The sequence below is a fragment of the Stenotrophomonas sp. YJH_SMC_14-1 genome, assembly GCF_059372275.1.
This window is the reverse complement of record NZ_JCAFVK010000001.1, coordinates 733,416-747,978: the sequence shown is the minus strand read 5'-3', so window position 1 is coordinate 747,978 and position 14,563 is coordinate 733,416. Positions and strand designations below refer to the sequence as shown.

Here is a 14,563-nt window from a genome sequence, read left to right as displayed (position 1 = left end):
CGCATGCGAGCCGCCGGTCCTACCCTGCCGGCGGTCACGGCCGACATCGAACCGTCATAGGCAGACCTGCGCCGGCGGTTTACCCTGTGCGCATGTCGCACCCTGAAGACGAAGATCCGGCCGCGTTGTTCCGCGCGGCCATCGGCGAAGTGACGCCGCTGCGCAAGGATGCCGAGCCGGCACCGGCTGCGCCCCGGCCGAAGCCGCGCGCGCGCATGGCCGAACGTGACGAGGCCGAAGCCGCCGGCGAGTTCGCCCGGCTGCTGCGCGACAGCACGCCACTGGAAGCCGGCGACGTGGCCAGCTATCGCCGCGACAACCTGCCACCGCGCCTGTTCCAGCGTCTCAAGCGCGGCCAGTATTCGGTACAGGATGAGCTCGACCTGCACGGCGCCACCGCAGCGCAGGCGGAAACCCTGCTGCGCCAGTTCCTGCTGGAAGCGCATGCACACGAGTATGGCTGCGTGCGCATCATCCACGGCAAGGGCCTGCAGTCCGACGGCGGCGCGCCGGTACTGAAGAACCTGGTCGACCGCCTGCTGCGGCTGCGCAACGACGTACTGGCATTCCATTCGGCGCCGACCGGGCAAGGCGGCACCGGCGCGGTGCTGGTGCTGCTGGCGCGGCGCTGAAAAAGGGGGACGCCATGAGTCCAGGTAGAGTCGACTGTCAGTCGACTGCTCTTCCAGCGGCAAGCGAATACCCCGCGCTGCGCGCGCAAGTCGACTGACAGTCGACTCTGCCGCGCGCCCTGCTCAGGCCTGCGAGGCGTCTTCGACCGGGCCGAGCTCGTGCAGCACGGCGGTGGCGTAGCAGCCCGGCGGCAGCGCGAACGATAGCTCCAGCACGTCATCGCCAAGCCACTGGTGCTGCAACAACGCGGGGCGCAGGCGCAGCGCGCGGCGCTCCTGCTTCAGGCGCGCGTCTTCCAGGCCGGCCCGCAGTGCCTTCGCTTCCTCGTCGTCGAGCGCGGCCAGCTCCAGCTCGCGTGCCGCTTCGGTGCTGCGCAGCTCGCCTTCACCCCACAGCGGTGCGCTGGGATGGATGTCGAACCGCGCGAGGCGCTCGGCCAGCACGTCGGTGTACGGCTCCGGGCCGAACACGCTGCGGCTGCCGTCCAGCATCCACACCTCGCCGTCCAGTGGCTGATCCCAGTTGCCCTGCTCCACGCGCGCAGCCAGCACGCGGTTGAACAGCGCCGATCGGGCGGCAGACAGCAGCAGTGAACGCTGGTCCTTGCGCATGCGGCGGCCACCGAACATCGCCAGTGCCGCGGGCACGTTGCCGCCGTCGCGGCCAAAGCGCTGCTCGCCAAACCAGTTCGGCAGGCCGCGCCCGGCAATCTGCTGCAGGCGTTCGCTGATCGCTGCGGCATCGCCCTGCACCTCGCGCAGGACCAGCTTGAAGCGGTTGCCGGCCAGTGCGCCACGCTGCAGCTTGCGGTTATGCCAGGTCGCTTCGAGCACTTCGATCTCGTCACTGGCCAGCTCGGCCAGGTCCGGCGCAATGCGCTTGGGCAGGTGCACGCTGAAACGCTGGGTGGTGACCGCGTGGCGGTCTTTCATGCCGGCGTAACTCACCGCCATTTCCGGCAGGCCCGCCCACTTGGCCAGCACCTTGGCCACATGCACGGTGTTGGCACCGCGCTTTCGGATGTGCAGCAGCAGGTGCTCGCCTTCGCCGGTGGCCTCGAAGGCCGGCAGCTCGTCAACCTGGAAATCGTCTGGCGTGGTGCGGATGCGCGCCGTCAACAACGGCGCACCAAATGCCAACGGCAGCGGAATCATGCCGCCACCAGCAACACGACCGCCTGTGCGGCAATGCCTTCACCACGGCCGGTGAAGCCCAGTTTTTCCGAGGTGGTGGCCTTGACGCTGACTGCATCCAGCGGCAACTGCAGCAGGCCGCCGATGCGCTCACGCATCGCCAGCGCATGCGGGCCAACCTTCGGCCGCTCGCAGATCACGGTGATGTCGGTGTTGCCGACGCGCCAGCCGCGCTCGCGCAGCAGGCTGTCGCAATGACGCACGAAGTCGCTGCTGTCGGCGCCCTTCCAGCGGTTGTCACTGGGTGGGAAATGCTGGCCGATGTCGCCCAGCGCCAGCGCACCGAGCATCGCATCGCACAAGGCGTGCAGGATCACGTCGCCATCGCTGTGCGCAAGCACGCCACAGCTGTGTGGAACGTTCACGCCGCCAAGCATGATGTGATCGCCTTCGCCGAAGGCATGGACGTCGTAGCCCTGGCCGATGCGGACGGGCGGGAACGGTGCGGTGCTCATGGATGCAACCCTTGCAGCAGGACCACGCGGACGGTCAGCCGGCGCGGCGGGAAAGTACGAATTCGAACCGGTCCAGATCGGCCGGGGTGGTGACCTTGAAGTTGTCCTCGCTGCCTTCCACCAGCAGCGGGCGCTGGCCCTGGCGCTCCATGGCCATCGCCTCGTCGGTGACTTCAACACCGGCGGCAGCGGCGTCGGACAGCGCGCGGCTGAGCTGGTGGCGGCGGAACAGCTGCGGGGTCAGTGCACGCCACAGGCGCTCACGCGGCTCGGTGCCATCGATGCCACCGTCGTCGCCTGCACGCTTGAGCGTGTCACGTACCGGTGCGGCCAGGATCGCCCCCACCGGGTCGGTACGACCGACTTCAAGCAGGCGACCGAGATCGGCCGGCGACAGGTTCGGTCGCGCGGCATCGTGGACCAGTACGAACTCATCAGCGCGCACCGTCTCCGGCAGCGCCTGCAGGCCAGCCAGCACCGAAGCGGCACGGGTCGCGCCACCGATGCAGGTCAGCACCGGCTTGCCCGCCCACTCGTTCCAGCCGGGCCAGTCGGCGTCGTCCTGGCCGATCACCACCATCGCCCCGGCCACGGCCGGGTGCGCCAGCAGGGCGTCCAGGGTATGGGCAAGCAGGATCTGTCCCCCTGCCTGCAGGTATTGCTTGGGCAACGGCGCGCCGAAGCGGGTGCCACGACCCGCAGCCGGAACCACGACCCAGATGGCCGCACTCATGGCACGTCCGCCGGGTGGTCGCCAACCTGCGCACTGACACCTGCCGCAGGCTGCGCCGGATGGACCGGCGCATCCTCGACCACACGATAGAACTTCTCGCCGGGCTTGATCATGCCCAGCTCGCTGCGTGCGCGCTCCTCGATGGCGGACTGGCCTTCCTTGAGGTCCTTCACTTCGGCAGCGAGCGCGTCGTTGCGCTGCTGCAGACCCTCATTGTCCCGCTCCTGGTTGGCGACCTGGGCTTCGAGCATCATCACTTCGCCCGAATTGCCCGGACCGAACCAGAAGCGGTACTGCAGCCAGCCCAGCAGCAGGGCCAGCACCAGCAGCATCCAGCGCCAGTCGCGCATCGGCTCAGCGCTTCAGCGAAACGAACGCGTCACGACCGGCGTAACGCGCGCCGGCGCCGAGGGCTTCCTCGATGCGCAGCAGCTGGTTGTACTTGGCCACGCGATCGCTGCGGCACAGCGAACCGGTCTTGATCTGGGTGGCGGTGGTAGCCACTGCGATATCGGCGATGGTGGTGTCTTCGGTTTCGCCCGAACGGTGCGAGACCACGGCGGCATAACCGGCGCGGTCGGCCATGGCGATCGCTTCCAGGGTTTCGCTCAGGGTGCCGATCTGGTTGACCTTGATCAGGATCGCGTTGGCGGTGCCCGAGTCGATGCCTTCCTGGAAGATCTTCGGGTTGGTCACGAACAGGTCGTCACCGACCAGCTGCACCCTCTTGCCGATGCGGTCGGTCAGCAGCTTCCAGCCGGCCCAGTCGTTCTCGGCCAGGCCGTCTTCGATCGTGATGATCGGGTACTGCGCGGCCCAGTCGGCGAGGAAGTCGACGAACTGCTCGGAGGTCAGGCGCTTGTTCTCGCCCACCAGGTTGTACTTGCCGTTCTCGAAGAATTCGCTGGACGCCACGTCCAGGCCCAGCAGCACGTCTTCACCGGCGGTGTAGCCGGCCTTGCCGATCGCTTCAAGGATGGTGTCCAGCGCTTCGACGTTGCTGCGGAAGTCCGGAGCAAAGCCGCCTTCGTCGCCGACCGCCGTGCTCAGGCCGTGGCCCTTCAGCACCGACTTCAGCGAATGGAAGATTTCGGTACCGGCACGCAGCGCTTCGGAGAACGAGGTGAAGCCGACCGGCAGCACCATGAATTCCTGGAAGTCGACGTTGTTGTCGGCGTGCGCGCCGCCGTTGATGATGTTCATCATCGGCACCGGCAGCGACGGGGTCACGCCGGTCCTGGCGGCCAGGTACTGCCACAGCGCCTGCTTGTTCGATGCGGCGGCGGCGTGCGCAGCGGCCATCGAAACACCCAACAGTGCGTTGGCGCCCAGGCGGCCCTTGTTCTCGGTGCCGTCGAGGTCGATCAGGCGACGGTCGAGGCCGGCCTGGTCGGTGGCTTCAAAACCCTTCAGCGCGGCGGCAATCGTGGTGTTGACGTTGTCGACGGCCTTGCGCACGCCCTTGCCCAGGTAACGGGTCTTGTCGCCGTCACGCAGCTCGACCGCTTCCTTGGTGCCGGTCGAGGCACCGGAGGGAACCGCGGCGCGACCGAACGAACCGTCCTCCAGGATGACTTCGGCTTCCAGCGTGGGGTTGCCACGACTGTCGAGGATTTCACGGGCGTGGATGCTGCGGATCGTGCTCATGGTCGGACCGGTTACCTGTCTGGAGAGGGGGCGACAAAACGAATGCCGCGTGATTATCCCCGGCTGCCCGCCACTTGCCAAATGGCGTGGGCGGCTTCAGCCCCAGCTGGACCCGATCACGACCAGGACCATCGACACCAGCATCACCAGCAATGCACCAGCAAGCGCCGCCAGGATGGGGCCACGCCGCCGTCGCCAGGCCAGCACCATCGCCACCGGACTGCCCAGGAAGCACAGCACCATCGTGACCAATGCGCCCAGCAGCCACCACTGCGTGGCCTGCACGCCGTTGTTTCCGTCCCCCGGCGGCCGGAAACCGGCGGTGAAGGCCAGTACGCCCACCACCAGGGCGATCCAGGTCAACACGGACAGCCCCAAGGCGATCAGGCCCCAGGGCCAGCCTCGCGCCGATGTGGTCGCATTCATCAAAGCACTCCGTAGAACAGGGCGCCGAGCCACAGAGAGAGCAGGATGATCGCCAGGCCGGCGGCCACCTTGCCGCGATTCAGCCTCCAGGCCTGCACAGCAGCAGCGACGCATCCCACTGCACCGAGCAGCTCTGCCACCATAAGCGCGATGTAGTACGCGCGCAGATCGAGTGCGCTGCTGCCATCACCCGGCGGCCGCACGGACGCGGCACCGATCAGCACCAGCCCGAACATGCCCGCAGTGAACAGCACGGCCAGGCCCAGTGCGATCAGGCCCCACGGCCACTGTTTCCAGTGCCGGCGGCGGCGCTGGGTTTCCAGCGCCAGCCACGGGTCACGACTCACGCAAAGCGCGAGAAGCCGTGCTTCTTGGTCACTGCATCGAGTTCCATCAAGGTCTCAAGCAATGCTTCCATCTGGTCCAGCGGCCACGCATTGGGGCCATCGGACAGCGCCTTGGACGGATCCGGATGGGTCTCGGCGAACAGGCCGGAGATGCCCACCGCCACGGCGGCACGGGCCAGTACCGGCACGTGCTCACGCTGGCCACCGGAACTGGTGCCCTGCCCGCCCGGCAGCTGCACCGAATGGGTGGCGTCGAACACCACCGGGCAACCGGTGTCGCGCATCACCGCCAGCGAGCGCATGTCGCTGACCAGGTTGTTGTAGCCGAAGCTGGCACCACGTTCGCAGACCATGATCTGCTCGTTGCCGGTGGCCTTGGCCTTCTCCACGACCGGCTTCATGTCCCACGGCGCCAGGAACTGGCCCTTCTTGATGTTGACCGGCTTGCCGGCCGAGCACACCTTGCGGATGAAGTCGGTCTGGCGGACCAGGAACGCCGGGGTCTGCAGCACGTCCACCACCGAGGCCACTTCGTCCATCGGGGTGTATTCGTGGACGTCGGTCAGCACCGGCACGCCGATCTGCTTCCTGACCTCGGCCAGGACCTTCAGGCCCTCTTCCATGCCCGGGCCACGGAACGCGGTGCCCGAAGTACGGTTGGCCTTGTCGAAGCTGGACTTGAAGATGAAGTTGACGCCGAGCCTGTCGGTGACTTCCTTCAACTTGCCGGCGGTATCGAGCTGCAGCTGCATCGACTCGATCACGCAGGGGCCGGCGATCAGGAACAGGGGCTGGTCCAGCCCGACCTCGAATCCACACAGTTTCATGGCGTTTCCTTGTTGTCCGCAGCACCGGCCGGGCCGGTGCGCTGGGGGTTGAAGCATGCAGGATGGGGGCCGAAGCCCCCATTCACAAGTCAGGCGCGCGCTTCGGAAAGCAGCTTGCCGCCGGCCTTGCGCTCGCGTGCGGCGCGGATGAAACCGATGAACAGCGGATGGCCGTCACGCGGCGTGGACAGGAATTCCGGGTGCGCCTGGCAGGCCAGGAACCACGGGTGCGCGTCGCGCGGCAGTTCGACCACTTCCACCAGGGTGTCGTCCATCGACTTGCCGGCGATCACCAGGCCGGCATCTTCCAGCTGGGTGCGGTAACGGTTGTTGAACTCGTAACGGTGGCGGTGACGCTCGGCGACGACGTCCTTGCCATACAGCTCGCGGGCCAGCGTGCCCGGCTTCAGGCGCTGTTCCTGCAGGCCCAGGCGCATGGTGCCGCCGAGGTCGCTCTTGTCGTCGCGCTTTTCCACGTCACCGGTCGCGGTGCGCCATTCGGTGATCAGGCCGATCACCGGGTTCGGCGACTGGCGGTCGTTCTCGGTGCTGTTGGCACCTTCCAGGCCGACCACGTTGCGCGCGTAGTCGACCACGGCCGCCTGCATGCCGTAGCAGATGCCGAAGTACGGCACCTGCTGCTCGCGGGCGAACTTCGAGGTCAGCACCTTGCCTTCGAAACCACGGTCACCGAAACCACCCGGCACCAGGATGCCGTCGACATCGGCCAGTGCGGCCATGTCGGTGCCTTCCAGGTCCTGTGCTTCCAGCCACTTCAGGTTGACCTTGGTGCGCTGGCGCAGGCCACCGTGCTTGAGGGCTTCGCCGACCGACTTGTAGGCATCCTGGTGATCGACGTACTTGCCAACCACGGCGATGGTCACTTCGTCCAGCGGATGCAGGGTCGCGTCGACCGCGTCTTCCCACATCGACAGGTCGACCGGGCCGGCCTTGTCGGCCAGCTTCAGCTGGTTGACCACGATCTCGTCCAGGCCCTGCGCGTGCAGGCCCGACGGAATGCGGTACAGCACGTCCACGTCCGGCACGCTGATCACCGCGCGTTCGGAGACATTGGTGAACTGGGCGATCTTGCGGCGCTCCGAATCCGGCACCGCCTGCTCGGAGCGGCACAGCAGCACGTCCGGCTGGATGCCGATCGAGCGCAGCTCCTTCACCGAATGCTGGGTCGGCTTGGTCTTCAGCTCGCCGGCGGCGCCGATGTACGGCACCAGGGTAAGGTGCATGAACAGCGCCTTCTCCGGGCCACGCTCGGTGCGCACCTGGCGGATCGCTTCCAGGAACGGCAGCGACTCGATGTCGCCGACAGTACCGCCGATCTCGACCAGCGCCACGTCGTAGCCTTCGGTGGCTTCATCGATGCATCGGCGGATCTCGTCGGTGATGTGCGGGATGACCTGCACCGTCGCGCCCAGATAGTCGCCACGGCGCTCCTTGCGGATCACGTTCTCGTAGATGCGGCCGGTGGTGACCGAGTTCTTGCGGCTCAGGCGGGTGCGCACGAAGCGCTCGTAGTGGCCCAGGTCGAGGTCGGTCTCGGCGCCGTCGTCGGTGACGTAGACCTCACCGTGCTGGAACGGGCTCATGGTGCCCGGGTCGACGTTGATGTACGGGTCGAGCTTCATCATCGTGACCTTCAGGCCACGGGCTTCGAGAATGGCGGCCAGTGACGCAGCGGCAATGCCTTTGCCGAGCGAGGACACCACGCCGCCGGTTACGAAAATCAAGGGAGTCATGGCTGCAAGCATCCTGTCTGGAAATGGAAAACGGCAGCACCACGCGCACCCGGAGGGCGGGCATGGAGCTTGAAGGGGGTTTTCCGGTTCGCTGGGGCAGCGAGGGAGGTGCTGGGCCGTGCGGCGGCAGGCGCCGGACGGGGACCACCCTGCGAGGTCGGGGCGGCCGTGCCGGTCAAATCGACCGTCACCTGCGACCCGCATTGCTGGCGACCACGCATGGCCGTGCCAGCCCATTCGCAAAGGGTGGACACGCACTTACTCCCGGAAAGCCATAGTTTACAGATTGATGGCCGCCAACCCAAGGGGCAGTTGCGGCCATCGCCCAAAAGAAACGCCCCGCTGGGCGGGGCGTCGGGGGGCGAATCCCTTGCGGCAAGGGCTTCGGAGGGCGGAAGAACTACTTCTTCTTCCGCGCCTCTTCTTCCTCTTCCTGCTGCGGGGCCGGCTGGCCCTGCGCCTTCATTTCGGCATTGGCCTGGGCGCGGCGCTTGGCCTTGGCATCGGCTTCGGCCTGCGCCTTGTCGGCCTGGCCACCCTGCTGCGGGGCCGGCTGGCCGGCGTTCTGCGCCACCACCAGCGGCACTGCAACGGCGGCAGCGGCCAGGATCGCAATGGTCAGCAACTTCTTCATGAGGTCCTCCTCGCGGTATGGCTTGGATGTTTCGACCCAACGGGGGTCGCCGGCATTCAGATTCCAGCGGCTGCCATTTTACCCCCTCTGCGTCGCCGAGACTGAACCGCAGGCGTGCAAAATCCCGTGCCAGACCCCACACTTGCCCGTCGCTCCAAGCTTTCGAAGACAGATGAACGCCCGCTATAACGCCGCCGATATTGAAGTCCTGTCCGGCCTTGACCCGGTCAAGCGCCGTCCCGGCATGTATACCGACACCGCGCGCCCGAACCACCTGGCGCAGGAAGTGATCGACAACTCGGTGGACGAGGCCCTCGCCGGCCACGCCCGCTCGATCGAGATCACCCTGTACAAGGACGGCAGCGTGGAGGTCAGCGATGACGGCCGCGGCATGCCGGTGGACATCCACCCGGAAGAGAAGATCCCGGGTGTCGAGCTGATCCTCACCCGCCTGCATGCGGGCGGCAAGTTCAGCAACAACAACTACACCTTCTCTGGCGGTCTGCACGGCGTCGGCGTCAGCGTGGTCAATGCGCTGTCGACCCTGGTGGAAGTGCACATCAAGCGCGAAGGTGCCGAGCACCGCATCACCTTCCGCAACGGCGACCGCGCCACGCCGCTGGAAGTGGTCGGCAGCGTCGGCAAGAAGAACACCGGCACCCGCGTGCGCTTCTGGCCTGACCCGAAATACTTCGACACGCCCAAGTTCGCGGTGCGCGCGCTGAAGCACCTGCTGCGCGCCAAGGCCGTGCTGTGCCCGGGCCTGACGGTCAAGCTGACCGATGAGGCCACCGGTGAAGTCGACACCTGGTACTACGAAGACGGCCTGCGCGATTACCTGAAGCTGGAACTGGGCGAACGCGAATCGCTGCCGGCCGACCTGTTCGTCGGCAACCTGAAGAAGGACACCGAGGTGGTGGACTGGGCCGTGGCCTGGCTGCCGGAAGGCGAGCTGGTGCAGGAAAGCTACGTCAACCTGATTCCCACCGCCCAGCACGGCACCCACGTCAACGGCCTGCGTACCGGCCTGACCGAGGCGCTGCGCGAGTTCTGCGACTTCCGCAACCTGCTGCCGCGCGGCGTCAAGCTGGCCCCGGAAGACGTGTGGGACCGCGTGTCGTTCGTGCTGTCGCTGAAGATGACCGACCCGCAGTTCAGTGGCCAGACCAAGGAACGCCTGTCCTCGCGCCAGGCCGCCGGCTTCGTTGAAGGCGCCGCCCACGATGCCTTCAGCCTGCTGTTGAACCAGAACGTCGAGCTGGGCGAGAAAATCGCGCAGATCGCCATCGAGCGCGCCAGCGCACGCCTGAAGACCGAGAAGCTGGTCGTCCGCAAGAAGGTCACCCAGGGCCCGGCCCTGCCCGGCAAGCTGGCCGACTGCATCAGCCAGGACCTGTCGCGTACCGAGCTGTTCCTGGTGGAAGGCGACTCGGCAGGGGGCAGTGCCAAGCAGGCCCGCGACAAGGACTTCCAGGCCATCATGCCGTTGCGCGGCAAGATCCTGAACACCTGGGAAGTCTCGTCCAACAGCGTGCTGGCCTCGGAGGAAGTACACAACCTGGCCATCGCCATCGGCTGCGACCCCGGCAAGGACGACATCAGCGGCCTGCGTTACGGCAAGGTCATCATCCTGGCCGATGCGGACTCCGACGGCCTGCACATCGCAACCCTGCTGACCGCGCTGTTCCTGAAGCACTTCCCGGCGCTGGTCGATGCCGGCCACGTGTTCGTGGCGATGCCGCCGCTGTTCCGCATCGACGTGGGCAAGCAGGTGTTCTACGCCCTGGACGAGGAAGAAAAGCGCTCGATGCTGGACAAGATCGAACGCGAGAAGATCAAGGGCGCGATCAACGTCACCCGCTTCAAGGGCCTGGGCGAGATGAATCCGCCGCAGCTGCGCGAATCGACCATCCACCCGGATACGCGCCGCCTGGTGCAGCTGACCGTGGACGATCGCGAGCAGACGAGCTCGCTGATGGACATGCTGCTGGCCAAGAAGCGCGCCTCCGACCGCAAGGGCTGGCTGGAGTCCAAGGGCGATCTGGCCTCGCTGGAGGTCTGATCCCGGCACGGGGTCGGATCCCTTTGCCTGGCAAAGGGCTCTGACCCGGCTGCCCGGTAGTGCCGGCCAGCGGCCGGCACTACCGGCTCATGCGCCCTTGGCATTACGCCGCCATCGGCAAACCCGGCGGAGCCATAATGCGCGTCCACCCGTGTGGACCATCGTATTGGCCAGCCACTCGTTGCTGTTCCCCGCCCTGCCGCTGCACAGCGCGCGGTTGGTGCTGAGCCCGATCCGCCGTGACGACGCGCCCGCGCTGTTCGCGCTGCAATCCAATCCGGACGTGATGCGCTGGTGGAACCACCCGGCCTGGACGCGACCGGCCGAAGCCCGCGAACAGATCGACGACGACCTTGCCGCGCACGCGATCGGCACCCAGTTGAAGCTGGCCCTGCGCGAATCACCCAACGGCCCACTGCTGGGCGTCTGCGTCGCATTCGCCATTGATCGTGCGGCCATGCGGGCCGAGATCGGCTATCTGCTGGCGCCCGACCGCCAGGGCCAGGGCTACATGCATGAGGCTCTGCAGCAGATGCTGGGCTATCTGTTCCACACCCTGCACCTGCACCGCATCGAAGCCGAGATCGATCCACGCAACGTACCCTCGGCACATGTGCTTGACCGCCTCGGCTTCCACCGCGAGGGGGTGCTGCGCCAGCGCTGGCGCATCCAGGGCGAGCTTTCGGACTCGGCCGTCTATGGCCTGCTGGCCAACGACGAAGCGGCAGCCGCCCTGCCCGTTTGATCCAATCTGGCCGCAAGCCGCTGCAGAACGTGGCCATGCCTTTGGACACATACGGCATGGCACTCCACCGGCCTAGCATCGGAACCCCCTTCCGCTGCCGATCCGGTGCCATGAAGTCCCTGCTGCACACTGCCGCGCTCTGCGTCGGCCTGCTCATCGCCCCCACCAGCGTGCTGGCCGCGCCCGCCGCTGACACCAAGCCCGATTCGAAAGACGACAGGACCGACGCGCCTGCGCTGCCTGCCGATGCGTCGGCGCGCCAGAGCATGCGCCTGGCCGGCCGCACCCTGGACTACACCGCCACCGTCGGCACCCTGCCGGTGCGCGATGAGAAGGGCAAGGTCATCGCCGATGTGGTGTTCACTGCGTACACGATGCCGGGCAAGGACCGGCCGGTGACGTTCGCGCTCAATGGCGGGCCCGGTGCCTCGTCGGTGTACCTCAACATGGGCGCGATCGGGCCCAAGGTGGTCACCTTCGGTTCGGAAGGCGACAGCGCCTCGGCGCCCGCCACCCTGCATGACAACCCGGGCACCTGGCTGGATTTCACCGACCTGGTATTCATCGACCCGGTCGGCACCGGTTTCAGCCGCGCGCGCATCGGCGATGACGAGGCGAAGAAGCAGCTGTACAACCCCGGCGCCGACATCGAGTACCTGTCGCGCTCGATCTACGACTGGCTGCTGCGCAACCAGCGCATGGCGTCACGCAAGTACCTGACCGGCGAGAGCTACGGCGGCTATCGCGGCCCGCGCATCACCCATTTCCTGCAGACCCGGCTGGGCGTGGCGATGAACGGCCTGGTGCTGGTCTCGCCGTACCTGAGCCCGACGCTAGAAGACAACGCCGACGTCTCGCCGATGGCATGGATGCAGACGCTGCCGTCGATCGCCGCGGCGCACCTGGAGCGCCAGGGCAGGCTCACCGACGCAGCAATGCGCGAGGTGGTGGAGTACACCCGTGGCGATTACGCCACCGCGTTGATGAAGGGCCGCAGCGATCCGCAGGCGACCGAGGCGATGCTGCGCCGGGTGACCGAGCTGACCGGGCTTGACCCGCAGTTCGTGCGCCGTGCCGGTGGCCGCCTGGAAACCCAGGCCTACCTGCGCGAAGTGTTCCGCGACAAGGGCACGCTGGGCAGCCGCTACGACTCCAATGTGACCGCGTTCGATCCATTCCCGAATGACCCGGAGCAGCGCGCCAATGATCCGCTGCTGGACAGCATCATTGCGCCGACCACCACGGCGATGGTCGACTTCGTGACGCGCGTGGTCGGCTGGAAGGTGGATGCACGCTACCAGGCGCTGAACTACGACGTGAATCGGTTGTGGGACCGCAACGGCGAGCTGCGCCAGGGTGCGGTGACCCAGCTGCGCCAGGCGGTGGCGATCGATCCGCATCTGCAGGTGCTGATCGCGCATGGCTGGAACGACCTGTCGTGCCCGTTCATGGGCTCGATCCTGACGGTGGACCAGATGCCGGCGATGGGCAGCAACCCGGACCGGGTGCAGGTGCGGAGCTATCCGGGCGGGCACATGTTCTACAGCCGGGCGGACAGCCAGGCGGCGTTCCGGAAGGATGTGCAGGCGCTGTTCCAGCGTAATTGAGGGGTTCGGCCGGGCCTGCGGCCCGGCACCCGCCGGATCAACGGCAACGGCAACGTCGAAAGCCGGATTTCCGTGGGCTGGCGAGGTGGGGTGGATATGCAGGACACGCCGTAAACCCGTCCATGGGGGCTCGATGGCGCCATCCATGGCGCCAACGGTCCTGCATATCCACCCCACCCCGCCGCTGACAGGTTCCCGCTGCTGTTGGTGGGTGCCGACCGTTGGTCGGCACGGGACCGGATCCCTGTTTCTGCTCTGGTAGGTGTCGACCTTGGTCGACACGATGTGTGCGGAAGAATTCTCTGCCCATGAAAAAGCCCGCCGGATACCGGCGGGCTTTTTCGTTTGCAACCCTGGCGTGGCGATCAGGTCCAGCCGAACAGCTCGAACAGCTTCAGGATCAGGTACGCACAGCCGCCGGCCGCCGGGATGGTCAGGATCCAGGCCCAGACGATGCGCTCGATCACGCCGAACTTCAGCGAACGCGGGTTCTTGGCGAAGCCGACACCCATGATCGCGGTGGAGATGCTGTGCGTGGTCGAGACCGGCATGCCGAAGTGGGCCGCCAGGGTCAGGATGGTGGCCGAGCTGGTCTCCGCGGCGAAGCCGTGGATCGGGTGCAGCTTGACCATCTTGTGGCCCAGGGTCTTGATGATTTTCCAGCCACCCGAAGCGGTACCGGCCGCCATCACCACCGCGCAGGTCAGCACGATCCACATGGCGATGCCGTCACCGGCGTGCGCGTCCGGGTGCATGAAGGCCAGCCAGGACGGCAGATCGTTCAGTGCGCCGGTGGCTTCGGCACCAATCAGGGTCATCGCGATGATGCCCATGGTCTTCTGCGCGTCGTTGTGGCCGTGGGCGAAGCCCATGTAGGCCGCCGAGGCGATCTGCGCCTTGCCGAAGAAGGCATTGACGATGCGCGGGCGGGCCAGGCGGCCGATGGCGCCACCGACCTTGGCCAGGCCGGCGATCAGCGCCCACAGCAGCACCATCACCACGATGCCGAGCAGGAAGCCGGCGATCGGCGAGGTGATCATCGGCACGAACACCTTCCACAGCAGGCCCTTGTTCTGCGCCCAGCTGCCCAGGCGCTCGGACCAGATCAGCGCGTCCCAGTTGTTGTGGGCGGCCGCCAGGCCGGCGCCGCAGAGGCCACCGATCAGCGCATGCGAGGACGAGGACGGCAGGCCCTTCCACCAGGTGATCAGGTTCCAGATGATGCCGCCCAGCAGCGCGCACAGGATCACCTGCGGGGTGACCTCGACCACGTTGGTGTTGAGCAGGCCCGAAGCGATGGTCAGCGCCACCGCGGTGCCGGTCAGCGCACCGATGAGATTCATGAAGGCGGCCAGCATCACCGCCCAGCCAGGCGAGAGCACCTTGGTCGCGACCACGGTGGCAATGGAATTGGCGGTGTCGTGGAAGCCGTTGATGAACTCGAAGACGAGTGCGGCCAGGATCACCACCAGGACAAGGGTCAACATGCGGCGGCGTCCG

Annotated in this window: 15 protein-coding genes; 4 read left to right on the top strand and 11 right to left on the bottom strand. The window is 66.8% G+C overall.

Annotation, left to right across the window (positions count from 1 at the left end):
* Positions 1 to 92: 92 nt before the first annotated feature.
* Complete coding sequence (locus tag AC5P9P_RS03695) at positions 93 to 632, top strand: Smr/MutS family protein (protein WP_005409007.1); 540 nt, start codon at positions 93 to 95, stop codon at positions 630 to 632.
* Positions 633 to 755: 123 nt separating this feature from the next.
* Here the strand turns inward: AC5P9P_RS03695 and truD are convergent, their stop codons facing one another.
* From truD to AC5P9P_RS03645, 10 genes are all read right to left on the bottom strand, one after another.
* A complete protein-coding gene (gene truD, locus AC5P9P_RS03690; protein WP_088470134.1) occupies positions 756 to 1,787 on the bottom strand; it encodes a tRNA pseudouridine(13) synthase TruD in 1,032 nt (343 codons plus the stop codon).
* The gene (ispF, locus tag AC5P9P_RS03685; protein WP_024956349.1) at positions 1,784 to 2,281 is read right to left on the bottom strand and encodes a 2-C-methyl-D-erythritol 2,4-cyclodiphosphate synthase; all 498 of its coding nucleotides are present in this window, start codon (positions 2,279 to 2,281) and stop codon (positions 1,784 to 1,786) included. Before ispF ends, truD begins: the two co-directional genes overlap by 4 nt.
* Positions 2,282 to 2,315: 34 nt before the next feature.
* Positions 2,316 to 3,014: a 2-C-methyl-D-erythritol 4-phosphate cytidylyltransferase gene (gene ispD / locus AC5P9P_RS03680; RefSeq protein WP_005409004.1), complete on the bottom strand. Its 699-nt coding sequence runs from the start codon at positions 3,012 to 3,014 to the stop codon at positions 2,316 to 2,318.
* Positions 3,011 to 3,364: a cell division protein FtsB gene (ftsB, locus tag AC5P9P_RS03675; protein ID WP_005412924.1), complete on the bottom strand. Its 354-nt coding sequence runs from the start codon at positions 3,362 to 3,364 to the stop codon at positions 3,011 to 3,013. Before ftsB ends, ispD begins: the two co-directional genes overlap by 4 nt.
* 4 nt (positions 3,365 to 3,368) lie before the next feature.
* Positions 3,369 to 4,661 (bottom strand): phosphopyruvate hydratase, encoded by a 1,293-nt coding sequence (eno, locus tag AC5P9P_RS03670; RefSeq protein ID WP_049430304.1) that lies wholly within the window; start codon positions 4,659 to 4,661, stop codon positions 3,369 to 3,371.
* Positions 4,662 to 4,757: 96 nt separating this feature from the next.
* A complete protein-coding gene (locus AC5P9P_RS03665) occupies positions 4,758 to 5,087 on the bottom strand; it encodes a hypothetical protein (RefSeq protein WP_111109111.1) in 330 nt (109 codons plus the stop codon).
* Complete coding sequence (locus AC5P9P_RS03660) at positions 5,087 to 5,434, bottom strand: hypothetical protein (protein ID WP_111109110.1); 348 nt, start codon at positions 5,432 to 5,434, stop codon at positions 5,087 to 5,089. Before AC5P9P_RS03660 ends, AC5P9P_RS03665 begins: the two co-directional genes overlap by 1 nt.
* Positions 5,431 to 6,261, bottom strand: a complete 831-nt coding sequence (gene kdsA, locus AC5P9P_RS03655) for a 3-deoxy-8-phosphooctulonate synthase (RefSeq protein ID WP_049404300.1) — start codon at positions 6,259 to 6,261, stop codon at positions 5,431 to 5,433. Before kdsA ends, AC5P9P_RS03660 begins: the two co-directional genes overlap by 4 nt.
* Before the next feature lie 89 nt (positions 6,262 to 6,350).
* The gene (gene pyrG, locus AC5P9P_RS03650) at positions 6,351 to 8,015 is read right to left on the bottom strand and encodes a CTP synthase (protein WP_005408998.1); all 1,665 of its coding nucleotides are present in this window, start codon (positions 8,013 to 8,015) and stop codon (positions 6,351 to 6,353) included.
* 400 nt (positions 8,016 to 8,415) lie between these two features.
* Positions 8,416 to 8,649, bottom strand: coding sequence for a hypothetical protein (locus AC5P9P_RS03645; protein ID WP_005408997.1), 234 nt, complete (start codon positions 8,647 to 8,649; stop codon positions 8,416 to 8,418).
* Between the two features lie 172 nt (positions 8,650 to 8,821).
* Here AC5P9P_RS03645 and parE point away from each other — a divergent pair, with 172 nt between their 5' ends.
* The 3 genes from parE to AC5P9P_RS03630 all read left to right on the top strand — a co-directional run bounded on the left by parE (position 8,822) and on the right by AC5P9P_RS03630 (position 13,063).
* Positions 8,822 to 10,711, top strand: coding sequence for a DNA topoisomerase IV subunit B (parE, locus tag AC5P9P_RS03640; RefSeq protein ID WP_005408996.1), 1,890 nt, complete (start codon positions 8,822 to 8,824; stop codon positions 10,709 to 10,711).
* 166 nt (positions 10,712 to 10,877) lie between these two features.
* Complete coding sequence (locus AC5P9P_RS03635) at positions 10,878 to 11,456, top strand: GNAT family N-acetyltransferase (protein WP_033834182.1); 579 nt, start codon at positions 10,878 to 10,880, stop codon at positions 11,454 to 11,456.
* A 110-nt stretch (positions 11,457 to 11,566) separates the two neighbouring features.
* On the top strand, positions 11,567 to 13,063 hold the full coding sequence (locus tag AC5P9P_RS03630) for a S10 family peptidase (RefSeq protein WP_049432409.1): 1,497 nt from the start codon (positions 11,567 to 11,569) through the stop codon (positions 13,061 to 13,063).
* A gap of 365 nt (positions 13,064 to 13,428) precedes the next feature.
* Here AC5P9P_RS03630 and AC5P9P_RS03625 read toward each other — a convergent pair whose 3' ends face one another.
* A complete protein-coding gene (locus tag AC5P9P_RS03625) occupies positions 13,429 to 14,550 on the bottom strand; it encodes an inorganic phosphate transporter (RefSeq protein WP_019658889.1) in 1,122 nt (373 codons plus the stop codon).
* Positions 14,551 to 14,563 lie beyond the last annotated feature (13 nt).